At 62.3% G+C, this 15,388-nt stretch carries 17 protein-coding genes; 4 read left to right on the forward strand and 13 right to left on the reverse strand.

Going from position 1 to position 15,388, the window contains the following annotated elements; all coding sequences use genetic code 11:
* Positions 1–62: 62 nt before the first annotated feature.
* The 12 genes from KGJ62_07665 to KGJ62_07720 all read right to left on the reverse strand — a co-directional run bounded on the left by KGJ62_07665 (position 63) and on the right by KGJ62_07720 (position 9,432).
* Positions 63–1,253: an MFS transporter gene (locus KGJ62_07665; protein MDE2126450.1), complete on the reverse strand. Its 1,191-nt coding sequence runs from the start codon at positions 1,251–1,253 to the stop codon at positions 63–65.
* Complete coding sequence (gene trpB, locus KGJ62_07670) at positions 1,246–2,442, reverse strand: tryptophan synthase subunit beta (protein MDE2126451.1); 1,197 nt, start codon at positions 2,440–2,442, stop codon at positions 1,246–1,248. The genes KGJ62_07665 and trpB overlap by 8 nt, the downstream gene beginning before the upstream one ends.
* Before the next feature lie 23 nt (positions 2,443–2,465).
* Complete coding sequence (locus tag KGJ62_07675; protein ID MDE2126452.1) at positions 2,466–2,813, reverse strand: DUF190 domain-containing protein; 348 nt, start codon at positions 2,811–2,813, stop codon at positions 2,466–2,468.
* Positions 2,814–2,841: 28 nt separating this feature from the next.
* Complete coding sequence (gene lysS, locus KGJ62_07680) at positions 2,842–4,341, reverse strand: lysine--tRNA ligase (protein MDE2126453.1); 1,500 nt, start codon at positions 4,339–4,341, stop codon at positions 2,842–2,844.
* 54 nt (positions 4,342–4,395) lie between these two features.
* Positions 4,396–4,875 (reverse strand): transcription elongation factor GreA, encoded by a 480-nt coding sequence (locus tag KGJ62_07685; protein ID MDE2126454.1) that lies wholly within the window; start codon positions 4,873–4,875, stop codon positions 4,396–4,398.
* Between the two features lie 510 nt (positions 4,876–5,385).
* On the reverse strand, positions 5,386–5,928 hold the full coding sequence (locus KGJ62_07690) for a hypothetical protein (GenBank protein MDE2126455.1): 543 nt from the start codon (positions 5,926–5,928) through the stop codon (positions 5,386–5,388).
* Between the two features lie 55 nt (positions 5,929–5,983).
* Entirely contained in the window at positions 5,984–6,505 is a 522-nt protein-coding gene (locus KGJ62_07695; GenBank protein ID MDE2126456.1) for a hypothetical protein, read from the reverse strand.
* 56 nt (positions 6,506–6,561) lie between these two features.
* Positions 6,562–7,083, reverse strand: coding sequence for a hypothetical protein (locus tag KGJ62_07700; GenBank protein MDE2126457.1), 522 nt, complete (start codon positions 7,081–7,083; stop codon positions 6,562–6,564).
* On the reverse strand, positions 7,080–7,367 hold the full coding sequence (locus KGJ62_07705; protein ID MDE2126458.1) for a hypothetical protein: 288 nt from the start codon (positions 7,365–7,367) through the stop codon (positions 7,080–7,082). The genes KGJ62_07700 and KGJ62_07705 overlap by 4 nt, the downstream gene beginning before the upstream one ends.
* Positions 7,289–7,684: a hypothetical protein gene (locus tag KGJ62_07710; protein MDE2126459.1), complete on the reverse strand. Its 396-nt coding sequence runs from the start codon at positions 7,682–7,684 to the stop codon at positions 7,289–7,291. The genes KGJ62_07705 and KGJ62_07710 overlap by 79 nt, the downstream gene beginning before the upstream one ends.
* Positions 7,685–7,855: 171 nt before the next feature.
* Entirely contained in the window at positions 7,856–9,043 is a 1,188-nt protein-coding gene (locus KGJ62_07715; protein MDE2126460.1) for a glycosyltransferase, read from the reverse strand.
* Entirely contained in the window at positions 9,043–9,432 is a 390-nt protein-coding gene (locus KGJ62_07720; GenBank protein ID MDE2126461.1) for an EamA family transporter, read from the reverse strand. Before KGJ62_07720 ends, KGJ62_07715 begins: the two co-directional genes overlap by 1 nt.
* A gap of 291 nt (positions 9,433–9,723) precedes the next feature.
* Here KGJ62_07720 and pqqB point away from each other — a divergent pair, with 291 nt between their 5' ends.
* From pqqB to pqqE, 4 genes are read left to right on the forward strand one after another with little or no spacing between them, the layout of a single operon-like run.
* Positions 9,724–10,632: a pyrroloquinoline quinone biosynthesis protein PqqB gene (gene pqqB / locus KGJ62_07725; GenBank protein MDE2126462.1), complete on the forward strand. Its 909-nt coding sequence runs from the start codon at positions 9,724–9,726 to the stop codon at positions 10,630–10,632.
* Entirely contained in the window at positions 10,629–11,348 is a 720-nt protein-coding gene (gene pqqC, locus KGJ62_07730; GenBank protein ID MDE2126463.1) for a pyrroloquinoline-quinone synthase PqqC, read from the forward strand. The genes pqqB and pqqC overlap by 4 nt, the downstream gene beginning before the upstream one ends.
* A complete protein-coding gene (gene pqqD, locus KGJ62_07735; protein MDE2126464.1) occupies positions 11,345–11,623 on the forward strand; it encodes a pyrroloquinoline quinone biosynthesis peptide chaperone PqqD in 279 nt (92 codons plus the stop codon). Before pqqC ends, pqqD begins: the two co-directional genes overlap by 4 nt.
* Positions 11,620–12,729 (forward strand): pyrroloquinoline quinone biosynthesis protein PqqE, encoded by a 1,110-nt coding sequence (gene pqqE / locus KGJ62_07740; protein MDE2126465.1) that lies wholly within the window; start codon positions 11,620–11,622, stop codon positions 12,727–12,729. Before pqqD ends, pqqE begins: the two co-directional genes overlap by 4 nt.
* On the opposite strand, the gene KGJ62_07745 is transcribed toward pqqE, so the two are convergent.
* On the reverse strand, positions 12,707–15,367 hold the full coding sequence (locus KGJ62_07745) for a glucosidase (protein MDE2126466.1): 2,661 nt from the start codon (positions 15,365–15,367) through the stop codon (positions 12,707–12,709). The genes pqqE and KGJ62_07745 overlap by 23 nt on opposite strands.
* Positions 15,368–15,388 lie beyond the last annotated feature (21 nt).

Raw genomic sequence — 15,388 nt, forward strand, 5'->3', positions numbered from 1 at the left:
ATGGCGGGGGCCGCAAACCGTTTGGGACCGTGGCTGGTACGAGCGCTGGCCCCGACTGCCCGCTAAGCCTTGACGGAATTGGCTCGGGCCGGCAGAAACTGTGTAGCAACTAGCGCTACAAATGCGATAGTAATTCCTACGTAGAACGGCAGCTTGTAGTTACCGTAGTGGGCCCACAACCACGCCCCGCCGGCAGGCACCGTCACCGCTGCGATGTGGTTCATTGTGGTGCCCATTGCCAGACATGGCGTCAATTCCGATGGCTCCGCGATACGGTGGAGATAGGTTGTGTATCCCACGCCGAAACCGAAGAGGATGTTATCCACAAGGTAGAGCGCGTAAAGCGCCCCGACCACCTGGAAGTGCGTGTACCCGAAGAACACGATGATCAGGGCGATGGAGTAGAACGTCAGCGGGCGACGCTCGCCAATTCGATCGGTAAGCCGGCCGATGAGCGGCGCCGTGAACGCAATGAGCAGGCTGTTGGCAAACTGAACTACCAGCATGGCCGCCAGGGGCTGCTTGTACACCATGATAAGCGCGAATGTGGCGAATATGCCAAATATCTGGCGGCGACACCCCTCCAGAAATATCAACAGGTAGTAGAGACCGTACTTTTTGCGAAGGACCAGGCGCGATCGCGGCGCGCCGTGCGCATCGGTGGAAAGACGCGAACAAAGGAGCGAAGCGACGCCAATGGAAACGCCGCCGATGACAAAGTACGGCAGATAATCATGGTGGGGCAGAAGGCGCGACAGGCTGAACGATGCGCCGAGCGCGCCCAGCGTCGCCAGATTGGAGATACCCGAAATGCGCCCGAGGTGATAGCCACCCTGCAGGCCCTTTGCCAGCGCGAGCGTAATTGCCGGCGCCACCGAGGACCAGAGGTGAAAGCCCACCGACCAGAATACCGTGACGAGGATGAGCTTGTCATACGAGGGCACGGAGCCCGAGAATCCGATTCCAATGGCCATTACGAACAGCCCGAGCGAGGCAATGCGCGTTTCCGCGAGCGCCACCAGCGTGCCCGCCATTACGGCCGCAAGAAGCCCGGGGATTTCCCGCAGCGACTCCAGGTTGCCAAGCTGCTGCGGGCCCGCGTGGAGAACATCGCGCATGAAGTTCAGAAACACGCCGGCATAGACCGCGAAACCAAAGGCAAAGGCGACGTTCAGGCCGTAGAACAGCGCCCAATCGCGTTTGTGTCGCCTGCCGGACGCGGTTTCCGCCTCTTTCGCCTCCGCATCACACAAGCTGAAGTTCCCGGACTACGGTCTCCATATCCTTGTCACCACGGCCCGAGAGGTTCACGATAACCGTGGCTCCGGCCGGCAGCCGGTCGCCCAATTCGTGGAGATATGCGAGTGCGTGCGCCGATTCCAGGGCGGGGATGATGCCCTCCAGCCGGGCAAGCGTTTGCAATGCCTGCAGCGCATCCTTGTCGGTGCACGAGCCGTAATCTACCCGGCCGCTCTCCTTGAGGAACGCGTGCTGCGGCCCAACACCGGGATAGTCCAACCCGGCGGAGATTGAGTGCGTTTCCGTCACCTGGCCGTCGGCATCCTGCAGCAGGTAGCTTAGCGATCCGTGAAGCACGCCCGGCAATCCACGACCCAGAGTGGCGCAGTGATGCGGCGTATCCACTCCTTCGCCGGCAGCTTCGACGCCGAAGAGGCGGACATTACGATCGGCCACGAAGGCCGAGAAGATGCCCATCGCGTTGGATCCACCTCCAACGCAGGCGACCACGGCGGCCGGAAGAGTGCCATCGCGCTCCAGTATCTGACTCCTGGCCTCCCGTCCGATCACGCTCTGAAAGTCGCGCACGATGGCGGGGTACGGATGCGGCCCGACGACGCTGCCGATTATGTAGTGTGTAGTCCGTACGTTGGTTACCCAGTCACGAATGGCTTCGTTGGTGGCATCTTTGAGCGTTCGCGTGCCACTGGAAACCTTGACCACCTCGGCGCCGAGAAGCCGCATGCGGGCAACATTGAGCGCCTGGCGGCGGATATCTTCCTCGCCCATATAGACGCAGCACTCCAGCCCGTAGCGAGCGCAGACGGTAGCCGTGGCCACACCATGCTGTCCGGCGCCGGTTTCCGCTATGATGCGCGGCTTGCCCATCCGCAGCGCCAGGTGGATCTGCCCGACTGTGTTGTTGATCTTGTGCGCACCGGTATGGCACAGGTCCTCGCGCTTGAGGTAGACGCGCAGTCCGGTGCTTTCCGAAATGCGTTCAGCCAGGTACAGCGGCGTAGGACGCCCAACAAAATCGCGCAGGGCGAGGTCGACGCGGGCTGTGAACGCCTCGTCGGCGCAGGCGCGCGCGTATTCTGCCTCCAACTCGTCGAGCGCAGGGATCAAGGTCTCCGGCACATACCTGCCGCCAAAGCGACCGAAGTGGCCCGGTGCGTCGACAATCCCAGTGGTTTGGCTCATGGTCTCCTGTTGGCCCGGTGAGGTCAGACGCTGCCCGCACGGCTGTGGGTGTACTTCACAACCGAGCACGGCTGCCGCGTGATCAGCCCTTCGGTGACCATCTCGTCCAGCACCGGCACGAACGCGCTGATCTTCTCGTCGCTGTCCACCAGCTCAATCACGACCGGCAGGTCCTCTGAAAGCCGCAGAATGGATGCCGTGTGGATACGGCTGTTAGCCCCGAAGCCGGCAATGCCAATCGAGACCGTTGCCCCCGCCAACCCTTCCTGACGGGCTCGCTCAAGGATCGCTTGATGAAGCGACCGTCCGTGCCAGTGATCATCCTGGCCCACATAGACGCGCAGCATCGTCGCCTCGCCTGCTATTTTCATGACATAGCCTTTCCGCGGCAGCTTCCATCTATCGCGGACGAAGCAGAGGAAACGGTATCACATCACGGATTGAGGCTGTATTCGTCAGCACCATAACCAGCCGGTCAATACCGATTCCCAGCCCCCCGGTGGGCGGCATTCCATACTCCATCGCCTCTAGGAAGTCGGTATCCATGGGATGCGCTTCCGCATTACCGGCCTCATTCTGCCGCACCTGCTCCTCGAAACGCTGACGCTGATCCACAGGGTCGTTCAGTTCACTGAAGGCGTTGCCGAGTTCCTGCGAGGCGATATAGAGCTCAAACCGGCGCGCCACCGCCGGATTCCTGGCGCTGCGTTTGGCAAGCGGCGAGGTTTCCACGGGGAAATCGACGATGAACGTTGGCTGCAGCAGGTGTGGCTGCGTATAGACCTCGTGCAGCTTTTCAATAAGTCCGCCGAGCGTCGTTTCAGCCGCCAGGTCCAGTGGCGCGCCGACGCGACGGCACGCAGCTTTCGCCTGCTCCAGGCTTGCCAACTCCTCCGGCCGTATTCCGGCAAACTCGGCGATGCCATCGTTCATGGCCAGCCGCCGCCACGGTCGCTGCGCCAGGTCGATCGCGCCATCGGCGCACGCGATCATGGGTGAGCCGTTTACCGCCGTGGCCACGGCAATGTACATCTCCTCCACCAGCTCCATGATCTCTTCCAGGTTTGCGTAGGCCTGATAGAGCTCCATCAGACTGAATTCCGGCGAATGCCGTGGTGAGACGCCCTCGTTCCGAAACACCCTGCCAATTTCGTACACGCGCTCGAAGCCGCCAATTATGAGACGCTTCAGGTAGAGCTCCAGCGAGATGCGCAGCTTCAGGTCGAGGTCCAGCGCGTTGTGGTGTGTGACAAACGGCCGCGCCAATGCCCCACCCGCCACGTTCTGAAGAACCGGCGTTTCAATTTCAATAAACTGGTGGTCATCCAGCCAGCGCCGGATGGTTGAAATGGCGACACTGCGCCGGCGAACCAGATCGCGAGCTGCCGGATTCGCCAGAAAATCGAGGTAGCGCCGGCGATACCGGTCTTCCACATCGGCCAGTGCGCCATGGACCAGGCCCTGATCGTCAACCTTTCCCGTCGGTGGCGACCGCAGCGCCTTGGCCAAAAGCGTGATTTCGGACGCTCGGATCGATATCTCGCCGGAGTTGGTCCGGAAAACCGATCCGACGGCCCCTACGATGTCACCCAGATCCATGTCGAGGAACAGCTGGTAGGCGGCATCCCCCAATTCGTCGCCGCGCACGTAGAGCTGAATTCGGCCGGATTGATCCTCAATGTTACAGAATGAGGCCTTACCCATTTTGCGGCGAGCGACAACACGCCCGGCCACGGTTACGTGGGTGCCGTCGAGGCTGCTGAATGCCACTTCGCACGCAACCTCGGCTGCCTTGTGGCTGCGATCAAAGCGCTCGATCGCAAAAGGATCGCGCCCTTTCGCGTTCAGCTCCTTTAGTTTGGCGAGGCGCGCCACATACGTTTCGGTCTCTTCAGACATAGCCGGTTGGGCGCTGGTCCGGGTCGGCGCATGCAGATCGGCGGCGCCCTTACCTTACTTTCTAATGGAATCGATCCGGTAGCGGACCACGCCCGCCGGTACGTTGGCTACAATCTCGTCACCCGGCTTGTGCCCGACCATAGAGAGGCCAATCGGCGACTCATCCGAGATCAGGTCCTCGTCGGGATTGGCCTCAACAGAGCCAACCAGCGTAAACGTCCAGTTGTCGCCATCGTCCAGATTGGTAACGGTGATCACCGAGCCGATACCTGCGACGTCCACCGGAATGTCGTCATCGTTGAGCACCTGCGCCAGCTGCAGCAGGCGCCGGATCTCCATGATCTCACTCTCAACGAGAGCCTGCTCCGTTTTGGCGGTCGCGTACTCGGTGTTTTCGGAGACATCGTCGGACAGCAAAGATTCGTGGATTCGCGTGGCAATCTCCTTGCGCTCAACACTGCGCAGAAACTCCAGCCGCTCCTCCAATCGGCGGTAAGCCTGCGGAGTTATGACCACAACACCGTCGCCAGTCATCTACCGCCTCCTCACAGCGCCACGTTTGCTGGGATCGAGCCGCGCACGCGTCACCATACAGAAAACAAAGCACTGCCTTCGTTTTCAAGGTCAGTGCCATCTCGCCAGACGAATTGTGTGAACGGGCCATTTTGGCACACGCGGTTCTGCGAAGTCAATTACCCGAGGCGCCTCGTCCAAAACCTGACCGGACTAGAACCGTTGCGTGTTAATCGAACCGGACCGACGGCCCGGACGGTTTGCTGACTTTCGCGAGGCGCTATCGCAATGCCGGCGTGCTGCCTACGACGTGCGGCAGGTTGGCTCTAGCGCGGAATCGCGCAGCGCTCTTGGGCCGTGGTCGGCGCGCTCAATGCGGCGTACATACAGCGGCACCGAGCGGCGATGATTTCTCGGCCATAACCACGGGCCTTATCGACGATGAGGTTGCAGACGGTATACCCGCCGGGGCGGTGGTAAACGTCAAGTCGGCTGACAACCCGCTTTGGCCCGGCGCGGGTGAGCCGCGGATCATAGTTCCACCACCCGAATTGTGTCAAACGACTGGCGCAAGCAGTCCACGGCGGCCAACTCGGCTGCGATCACCTGATACGGCCCAAAGTCGGAATTGCGGATAACAAGATCGACGGGAAACGGGGGCGGCGTAGCGCCCGGCGTCCGGCAATGGGCGATCTCGACTGGCAGCGCGACCGCTCGACGGCAACTTCGCCGCGCTGCGTGGACGCATTCACATTGGTGCACGATCGCCGCCCTCTCCAGCAGCCGAACGCCGGATACGCGCGCTGCGCGGCTTTCCTGCGCCGCCAGCTCAGGAAACATGATCCCGACTGCTTCGGCATCGGCTCCGCTCTGGCGAGCACCGGGAAGATACGTGTGGAACTCGACATCCGACAGAAACCATTCGCTAAGCGCCACAGCGCTCGGACCTGCGGTGGCCAGCGCGCGCAAGACGTCGATCAAGTCCCAACATGGCCGCAGCCGCCCGCAAACGCGGTCATATATCGTTACCGCGAAAGCGCGGCATCCCTCAACCCCTGCTTCGCCACTTGCCACACAGCGCTCCCCGGTCCGTCGCCGCCCATGCTGGCGCCTGCGACCGCCTGGCACGTCAGAACTCGGCGATCCGAACTATGTCGAACGCTTCGTGCAGCGCAGATAATGCCCTGCGGTCCCGTGTTACCACCTCGAACGGCTCATCTGCGCAGCAGCGAACGAGCATATCTGCCGGGAATGGCAGAATGGTATCGGGAAAAGACCAGCCCGCGCTGACATCTGTCGGGACACCAGCTTCGCCGGGGCCAGCCCGCCGCGCGCACTGGACTTCCTCGAATCGCTGAACGATGGATGCGCGCTCCAGCAGGCGGCTGCCCGGCACCGTGACGACCCGGGCTCCCTCGCCGGCGAGCTCTGGAAACAGTGTGTTAATTGCTGCGGACCCGTATGCCGCCGGTTGCGGGCCAACAAAGGACCGTACACCAACGTTTGAGACACACCACTCCCGCCCAGCTACGGCAGCCGGCTCCATTGCTGCGAGCGCCCGCAGCACCTCAACAAGATCGTGGTGGCACGTGCTCCGGTTGAAAGCGCACCGCAGGTGAACCACAACAACGATGAGGCGTTGGTGACACATGGAATTCAGGCTCCGGACCGAGGCACAGCGAGCCTCCGCATCGATAGACTCAACGGCTAGAATGCCCTTCGGGTCGCGGACGCGAACACATCGTACACTGCGTCGAATTCGCTCTCGTTCAAGCAGGCAATTGACCATGGCCCGGCCGGCGTCAGCCAGGCCGCGAAATCCGTGGGTGGCGGCTCAGTTATGCAGCCCTCGCCAAGGCGCAGCACCTGAGTTGGAAGCGCCTTCTCCTTGCTGCGGGATACTCGGTGCACGCGGCCGGTTACCCATTGCGCTACAAGCGCAGACCTCTCCAGCAGGCGCTCGCCGGTCACGACAGCTGCGCTCTCGTCGCCGTGCCCAAGTTCCGGAAACATTGCACGCATGCCGCCATCCCCGGCCCGCCCGGATGAAATGCTCTGGCCAAAAAGGCGCACCGAGAGACCGTGGACCCACCAGTCGCGCTCGACGACGAGGTCCCACCCGATCGGCGTGAGCAGCCGCAGGATATCAATGAGCGAAAAGTCATGGTCGACCGAAGCCCGCATGTGCATGGTGTACAACTTGCCTGTAAAGCACTCCCTACGGCTCATGGTTCCGGTGACTCCTTCCCTAGGATCTCCTTCGGCGAGCCACCGCGATCATTCCGCGCGTTGGGTGCCCACACCATCTCGTGGTAATGCGGAAACGTGTGGTCAGTTCGACCGCTCCGACTGTAGAAGTCCATCTGCCGCGTCACATAGCCCTCCAGGTCGTACTCGGCGGCGCTCTGGTTGCCTCGGCCCTCTTCGCCCCATCTCAACAAGGCGTACGCTGCGCCCTCGCCCTCCGGGTTGGGCCGGTACTGCGGGAACTTGCCGCCTCGCTTCGCCCGCATGGCCCGTGATGAACCTCAACCCCGCCACCGACTTGCCCGACCGAATAGTCGTGGACGCCATCGACGATGAGGTTGTAGACGGTATACCCGCCATGGCGGTGCAAAACGTCAACACGGCTGACAACCAGCTTTGGCCCGGCGCGGGTGACAATGGAAGTGCCGAGCGCCAACTCGCCCGCGTATACAAAGCCCTTGCCGGCAGCGTAGAACGGATGCTGCCGCGTGCAGAGCAGGGTTTCAACCGGTTTGCGGGAGCCTGGCGCCGTGAGCGTAACGCGAAGTAGCTGCGGTACGTTCCGGGCCGCGGTGGAGAGCACGCGGCAGTATTGGCGACGAAGACCGCATTGGAGCACACTCGGATTAACGTGGCTCCCGGCATATGCTGCACGGGTCTCATTGGTACCACAGCGCAGACTTGCCGGTTGCGGTCGACCGTCGCCAACTGCAGAGTCCCAATGGCGCCAGCGCCATGTATGGCAGAGAGTCCGTTACGGGTTGCCGGTCCGGATCAGCCGGCCGCCACGGCCGATACGAAGCCGGACACCGCGCCAGGTGATCGTCCGGCCAGCTACCGATGCCACGAAGATTGCGAACGTGACCACGTCGGCGACAGGGAGCCACCACTTGAAGCGGCGTACGCAGAGATCCTGCGTGCAGCGCCCTACAAGTTCGGCTGCGCTCAGGCGCAGCGCCAGCGTGAAAGCCACGGCCCACAAGCCGAATGGACTGGCGCCGGTGACGGCCAGAAGCGTAAGGGCCACAACCCATCCATGCGTCACAACTGAGCCGAGGTGGCCGGCCGGCCGACAAGCCCTCACGGTTCGCATCCAGCGCAACCGCCGCCCCAGCGATTCTCGCCAGCCGGGTGCGCCAAGTACGTCATCCACCATCTCCGTACTGAGCACCACGGCATGCCCGGACGACAAAACCGCCTGGGCCAGCAGATAGTCGTCAGCCAGTTCATTGCGCAGTGGCTCGAGTCCGCCGCACTCCTGAAGCAGGGCAGCGGGCAGCACGATGGTTGAACCAAAGGCAAACTTCACGCCCTCCATCCTGCGACTGACGAACGCGCCGGGAAGAAAGTCGGCGCCAATGGCGAGCGCTTCGAAGACGGCTGCGAGAGACTCCGGATGGGTGCCGCGATACGGAGCGGTGACCATGCCGATCTTCGCCCCTTTGCCCCCATTGACCACGAATGGCGCCGTGATCGCACGGAGGTAATCGGGGCCGACACGCATGTCACTGTCGGAGAGGAGAATAAATGGGTGGCTGGCGTTGGGTAGCATCGCCACAAGGTTGCACACCTTGCGGTTGAGACCATCGGGCTGCGGCAACCTGGCGTCCAGCACCTGCACATTGTGCTCGGGAAACTCGCGCCCAACCTCGCGCGCGATCTCCAGCGCCGGATCATCAACACTGGAGGATCGGATCAGAAGCTGAAATCTGTCGACGGGATAGCGCTGCCGACAAAACGAGCGGATATTGTCGGCAAGGTGCGGGTCCGCACCGGCCACGGGCTTCAGGATCGTTATGCCGGGCAGCTTGTTTTCCGGCGCAGAAGCCAACCTGGACCGGAGCCAATCGCGCGCAGCCGCAACGAGGGCCAACTGGTAACCGGCAAACGCAGCCAGACACAACGTGAGCAGCCACACCACGGCCTGGTGCACCACATGCATCAGGGAGCAGCGTGCGGACCCGCGTCGCCGAGCCCGACGATGATTACGCCGATGGTAATCACAATCGCGCCGATCCAGCGGACGGCAGTCACGTGTTCGTGCAGGTAGAGCCTGGCCAGAATGGCGCCAAGCAGGTACGAAAGCGCGGTGATGGGCAGTACAAAGCTAAGATCGGCCCAGCGCAGCGCCAGCATATACAGCGCGAAGTAGACCGCCATGAGGCACACGCCGCATATTACGCGCGGATTGGCAGCGGCGGCGCGTATGGCGGCAGCGCCGGACGCGCCTGCGGTCTGCTTCATGCCTTTGGCAAGTAGAGCCTCGCCACACGAGACCGCCAGTACGGCAACAAGCATGATCAGCAGGACCCGGGCTTTGGCCGGTGTCACGGCGCAGCCTCCTTCAATCACAATCGCGCGGGGGGACGGAACCGCAACGGCGCGTATTGTACCAGATTGGTCTCGCCTGCGTCGGTAAGGAGTGTCGCTCAGCGCGGCATCGGATATAATAGGCGTGGAAAGGAGGGCCTGGAACATGGAAAACTGGGTCACCCCTGACTTCGAAGAGGTTGGCGTCAATGCCGAGTGCACTGCGTACGCCGGCGTTAGCTGATCATCGACCCGCATAAGGCCGCTTGTTCGCAGGCGGCCTGCTGCGGCCCTAAAGCCCACCTGGAGACGATGCGCGTTCACATTTTGGGTTCGGCGGCCGGCGGCGGCGTGCCGCAATGGAACTGCGGCTGCCTGAACTGTTGTGAAGCTCGCCGCGAAGGTGGAACCGTTACGGCGCGAACTCAATCGTGCGCAGCGATAACGGGAGACGGCTCTGCCTGGTACCTGCTCAACGCATCGCCGGATGCGCCGGCACAGTTGGCGGCGTTTGCCGCCCTCCGCCCCAACGATGGCGCGGCAAGGCACAATCCCGTCGCCGGCGTACTCCTGACAAATGCCGACCTGGATCACGTCCTCGGCATAGCGCTCCTCCGCGAAGGCGAGGCCATGCCGGTGTGGGCAACGGCGGAGGTGCGCCGCGCTATGGAAAGCGGTTGGAATGCAACGGGATTGCTGGCCGCGTATGGCGGCATTCACTGGAGTATCGCCGTACCGGGAGCGGCCGAGTTCGAGCTCTGCGGCGGGCTGCGGGCCAGATGCGTTGCCTTGACGGGCAAGCCACCCCGCTATCGCGAATCGCAAGAAAAATCGGTGACCGGCAACTGCGTAGCCTGGCTCTTCACCGACATACAAACCGGACGCCGACTCCTGGTTGCGCCGGACGTCGCGTGCCTGGATCCTCAGCTGCAGGATGCTGCCGAGACCGCGGACGCGGTGCTCCTTGACGGCACGTTCTGGAGCGACGGCGAACTCCGCGAGGTCGATCCCGCGGGTCGCACCGCCCGGGATATGGGACACTGGCCAGTCGGGGGTCCGTCCGGCTCTCTCGAGTGGTTGAGATCGCACCGCGCGCCACGGCGCGGCTACCTCCACATCAACAACACCAACCCGATGCTGCGGTGCGACTCAGAACAGGCGGCGGAGGTGCGCCTTCATGGCATCACCATTGCTGAAGACGGAATGGAGTGGACGATTTGACGACGGAACCACAAGCGGGAGTCGGTAGCCTCACCGAACGGCTGCGCAAGGTTGGCGAGAGCCGGTACCACCACCTGCACCCGTTTCACCAGCAGATGAATGCCGGCATGTTGAGTCCCGAACAGATTCGGGGATGGATTGCCAACCGGTTCTATTACCAGCAGAGCATTCCTCTGAAAGACGCAGCCATCATCTCCAACTGCCCGATCCGGGAAGTGCGCCGGATGTGGCTGCACCGGATTACCGATCATGACGGTACGGCTCCCGGTGAAGGCGGCATCGAAGCCTGGCTGCGCCTTGCCGAGGCTGCCGGCATTGGGCGTGACACAGAAGAGCTGCACCAGCGCCTCCTGCCCGGCGTGCGCTTTGCCGTGGACGCTTATGTTCAGTTTGCGCGGACTGAGCCGTGGCCAATCGCGGTGGCCTCCTCGCTCACCGAGCTGTTCGCTCCAGACCTGATGGCGGAGCGGATCGCGGCCTTTGAGCGCTACTATACGTGGCTGCCGACGTGGGGCCTGGACTACTTTCGCTCGCGCGTTACACTAGCCCGCGGCGACTCCGACGAGGGTCTTCGGCTGACGCTGCAGTACTGCACCACCGCCGAGATGGAAAACGCCGCCGTCCAGGCACTGAACTTCAAGTGCGACGTACTCTGGCAGATGCTGGATGCCATGATGCTTGCATACGGACCGGTACCAGGCAGTGGCAACCCATGACCGCAGCGCTGAAACCACGATGGGCACTGGCCGTGGGCACACGCCTCCATGAGGACCGCCTGACCGGCAGGCCGGTTCTGCTGTATCCGGAGAGCGCACTCTGGCTGAATCGGTCAGCGGCCAGCATCTGCGCGCTGCTGGACGGCACTCGGACCTCCGACGACATTGCGCGTGAACTCAGCCGCACGTTCAACCGGCCCGTTGACACAATTGCCGCCGACGTGGAGGTTTGCATCAGCAGATTGCGTGACAAAGGTCTGGTGACGGTGAGGTGACACCCGCAGAGGCGCCTCGTCCGCTCGGACTGCTCGCCGAACTCACGTGGCGCTGCCCGCTGCACTGCCCCTACTGTTCGAACCCGGCGCACTATCCCGCTCCAGAACCCGAGCTCTCCACGGAAGATTGGCGGCGCGTCATGGCCGAAGCCGCGGAACTCGGTGTGCTGCATGCCCTGATTTCGGGAGGCGAGCCGCTACTGCGCGCAGATCTGGAACTCATCGTGAAGGCCGCCCGCTCCGCGGGACTCTATACCAACCTGATCACCTCCGGCATTGGCCTCTCGCAGGCACGCCTGACGGCGCTTTCAACAGCCGGCCTCGAGAGTGTGCAGATCAGCCTTCAGGCCGCGGAAGCCGGGATGGCAAACGAAATTGCTGGTGCACGTGCTCATACGGCTAAACTGGAGGCGGCGCGGCGCGTTACAGGCGCCGGCTTGCCGCTGACCATAAACACCGTCATCCATCGGTTGAATATCGAGCAGGTAGGCGCGATCATCGCTCTTGCGGAGGCGCTTGGCGCGCGCCGTCTGGAACTGGCAAGCGCGCAGTTTTATGGATGGGCGTTGTTGAATCGGGATGCCCTGCTGGCGTCACGCCGGCAGGTGGAATCGATGATGGCGTGCATCAACACCGAGCGAGACCGTCTGGGCAGCCGGATGCAGCTGCTTGTGGTGACGCCCGACTACTATGCCGGGCGCCCGAAGCCCTGTATGAACGGTTGGGGCGCCAGGTACCTCACGGTAAATCCGTACGGACGTGTGCTACCCTGCCCAACCGCCGGTCACATTGCCGGAATGGAGTTTGAATCCGTACGCGTGGCGAGCCTGCGCCGAATCTGGACCGACTCCGAAGCGTTTAATCGCTATCGCGGCACGGCGTGGATGCCCGCCCCATGTTCCGACTGTGCGATGCGTGAAATTGATTTTGGCGGCTGCCGGTGCCAGGCAGCGGCGCTGACCGGAGATGCGGCAGGCGCCGATCCCGTTTGCGAGCTCGCACCGGACCACGGGCTGGTTTTGGCGGCCGCAGCGGCGGCCGAAAGCGGAGAGTCACGTCCCGCCTGGCAGTACCGCCGCAATCCTACTGGCCGCTTTGCTGGATAAGCTTGGCTACCAGGGCTGTCCAGCCGGTTTGGTGGCTGGCGCCCAGTCCCGCGCCGGTGTCTCCGTTGTAGTACTCGTAAAACGGGATATTATCGCGCCACAGAGGGTCCTTCTGATACACCTCGTTCGCGCCGAACACGGGCCGTGTGCCGTCTGGCCGGCGCGTAAAGGTGCTGATCAAGCGCCGCGAGAGCTCAACCGATACCTCCCACAGGTTCATCAGCTTGCCGGAACCGGTTGGGAACTCGATTTGAAAGTCGGAGCCGTAGTAGTAGTCGTACTTTTGCAGCGCCTCGATGATCAGGTAGTTAAGCGGGAACCATACCGGCCCGCGCCAGTTTGAGTTGCCGCCGAACGCGGCTGTGGTCGACTCTGCGGCCTCATAGTCAATGCGATACTCGCGCCCGGCCAACGCCAAAGTATACGGATTCTCCAGGTGGTAGCGCGAAAGCGAGCGGATGCCTGTGGGGGCAAGAAACTCCGCCGGATCGAACGCTCGCGTCAGGATTCGACGCAGGCGATCCGGCGCGACCACCGTAAAGATCCTTCGCTCGCCGGCGCCGGTGCGCGTCAGCGAAGCCGCGGTAGAGCACAGGTCGGGCCGGTGCTGAATAAACCAGTCGAGCCGCCGGCGCAAATCGGGAAGCCGCTCGAGAACGTCGGGATCGAGCGTCGCGACACCCAGCAGCGGCACCAGCCCGACCATAGACCGGATTTGAAGTGGAAAGTGCGTGCCGTCGGGGAGGTGCATCACGTCGCAATAGAAGCCCAACTCCTCGTCCCACAGTTCTACGTCGTCACCATAATGGGTGCTTGACCGGGCATTCATAGCATGGCTGATGTAGAAGAAGTGCTCGAGGAACTTGATCGCTAAATCCTCATAACTGCGCTCCTCCACGGCCAGTTCAATGGCCATGGCCAACATGTTGAGGCAATACATGGCCATCCAACTGGTGCCATCGGACTGATCCAGATGGCCACCGGTCGGCAGCGGCTGGCTGCGATCGAAAATCCCGATGTTGTCGAGTCCGAGAAAGCCACCCTGAAAAACGTTGTTTCCCTCGGAATCCTTGCGGTTGACCCACCATGTGAAATTGAGGAGCAGCTTATGAAAAACGCGCTCCAAAAAGTTTCTATCGCCCTTACCTGTGGCTTTTCGATCGATCTGAAACACGCGCATCGCAGCCCAGGCATGCACCGGCGGGTTGACGTCTCCGAACGACCACTCATACGCAGGCAGTTGGCCGTTAGGATGCATGAACCACTCGCGCAGCAGTAGTATCAGTTGACCCTTGGCGAACTGCGGATCGACCAGCGAGATCGGGATACAGTGAAACGCAAGGTCCCATGCCGCATACCACGGATACTCCCACGTATCCGGCATCGTCATGACCCGGACGTTGTTGATGTGCTGCCAGCCACAGTTGCGTCCGCGCCAGCGGTCTTCCGCAGGCGCCGGCTCGGCACTATCGCCCACCAACCACTTACGCACGTTGTAGTGGTAAAACTGCTTGCACCAGAGCAGCCCAGCGAACGCCTGGCGCTGCACGCGCAGCGCGTCATCAGAGAGCCCCGCGGGGGCCAGATCCGCGTAAAACTGGTCCGCTTCGGATCGGCGGAGATTGAGAATGGTGGAGAACGGACGTCCGAATGGCACATCCGGCACTGTTCGGCATAAACGCAGTCGAACTTGCACCTCTCCCCGTCCAGGGACGTTCAAGTGCCATAACGCCGATGAGCGCGTACCCTGAAGATCGGGCGATACTGCCGAATGCACCCCATTGACGATATAGTTATTGATGCTGTCTTTTGGATACCGGGAAATGGGCTGGCCGCCGGGGAATAGCCGCTCCACGTTGGTCTCGTTATCACAAAACAGCAGCTCGGGAGTTCCTGGCTCCGTGTCGCAGATCAACCACCAGGCACCGATCTCCGCGTGCTCGGCCCGGATCGCCGGGCAGCCGGCAGCGTTGGCCGCGCTCAGCCGTGGACGGCGCGGGTCTCCCGTCCATATCCAGGTGTTTCGGAACCAGAACATGGGCGCCAGATCGAGCGTCGCAGCTTCGGGACCGCGATTGCGCACGGAGATGGAGATAAGGATGTCGTCTGGAGCGTTCTTTGCGTACTGCGCCACCACATCAAAGAAGCGGTTATCATCAAACACCCTGGTGTCAAAGAGCTCATACTCCGGTCGCGTGCGGTCACGGCGCGCGTTCTCGGCCACCAGGTCGCCGTATGGGTACTCCGCGTGCGGATACCGGTACAATGCCTCCATCCACGAGTGCGTCGGCGTGGAGTCGAGGTAGTAGTAGACCTCTTTGACATCTTCGCCGTGGTTGCCTTCAACCCCGGTAAGGCCGAACAGACGCTCCTTGATAATGGGATCACGCCCGTTCCACATCGCCAGCGCAAAGCAAAGGTGCTGAAGGTTGTCGCAAATGCCGAGCAGCCCATCTTCGTTCCAGCGGTAAGCGCGTGAGCGCGCGTGGTCGTGTGGAAAGTACTGCCAGGCTGAGCCATCGGGGCTGTAGTCCTCGCGAACCGTGCCCCAGGCCCGTTCGGCAAGGTATGGTCCCCACAAACGCCACGTATCCCAGGTGCGCCCGCAATCACCAAGGCGGTCACCTTCAGGATTCATCAGCGATTTGAGTGGCCCGTG

This window comes from Armatimonadota bacterium (assembly GCA_028871815.1).
In the GTDB taxonomy this organism is placed as follows: Bacteria; Armatimonadota; Chthonomonadetes; order Chthonomonadales; family Chthonomonadaceae; genus REEB205.

Bases quoted from the DNA above. Each gene is read 5' to 3' on its own strand.
- pqqB (MDE2126462.1), top strand. From the start codon at position 9,724: ATGCGCGTTCACATTTTGGGTTCGGCGGCCGGCGGCGGCGTGCCGCAA.
- lysS (MDE2126453.1), bottom strand. From the start codon at position 4,341: ATGTCTGAAGAGACCGAAACGTATGTGGCGCGCCTCGCCAAACTAAAG.
- KGJ62_07715 (MDE2126460.1), bottom strand. From the start codon at position 9,043: ATGCATGTGGTGCACCAGGCCGTGGTGTGGCTGCTCACGTTGTGTCTG.
- KGJ62_07705 (MDE2126458.1), bottom strand. From the start codon at position 7,367: ATGCGGGCGAAGCGAGGCGGCAAGTTCCCGCAGTACCGGCCCAACCCG.
- pqqD (MDE2126464.1), top strand. From the start codon at position 11,345: ATGACCGCAGCGCTGAAACCACGATGGGCACTGGCCGTGGGCACACGC.
- KGJ62_07685 (MDE2126454.1), bottom strand. From the start codon at position 4,875: ATGACTGGCGACGGTGTTGTGGTCATAACTCCGCAGGCTTACCGCCGA.
- trpB (MDE2126451.1), bottom strand. From the start codon at position 2,442: ATGAGCCAAACCACTGGGATTGTCGACGCACCGGGCCACTTCGGTCGC.
- KGJ62_07745 (MDE2126466.1), bottom strand. From the start codon at position 15,367: ATGAATCCTGAAGGTGACCGCCTTGGTGATTGCGGGCGCACCTGGGAT.
- KGJ62_07700 (MDE2126457.1), bottom strand. From the start codon at position 7,083: ATGAGCCGTAGGGAGTGCTTTACAGGCAAGTTGTACACCATGCACATG.
- KGJ62_07695 (MDE2126456.1), bottom strand. From the start codon at position 6,505: ATGTGTCACCAACGCCTCATCGTTGTTGTGGTTCACCTGCGGTGCGCT.
- KGJ62_07675 (MDE2126452.1), bottom strand. From the start codon at position 2,813: ATGAAAATAGCAGGCGAGGCGACGATGCTGCGCGTCTATGTGGGCCAG.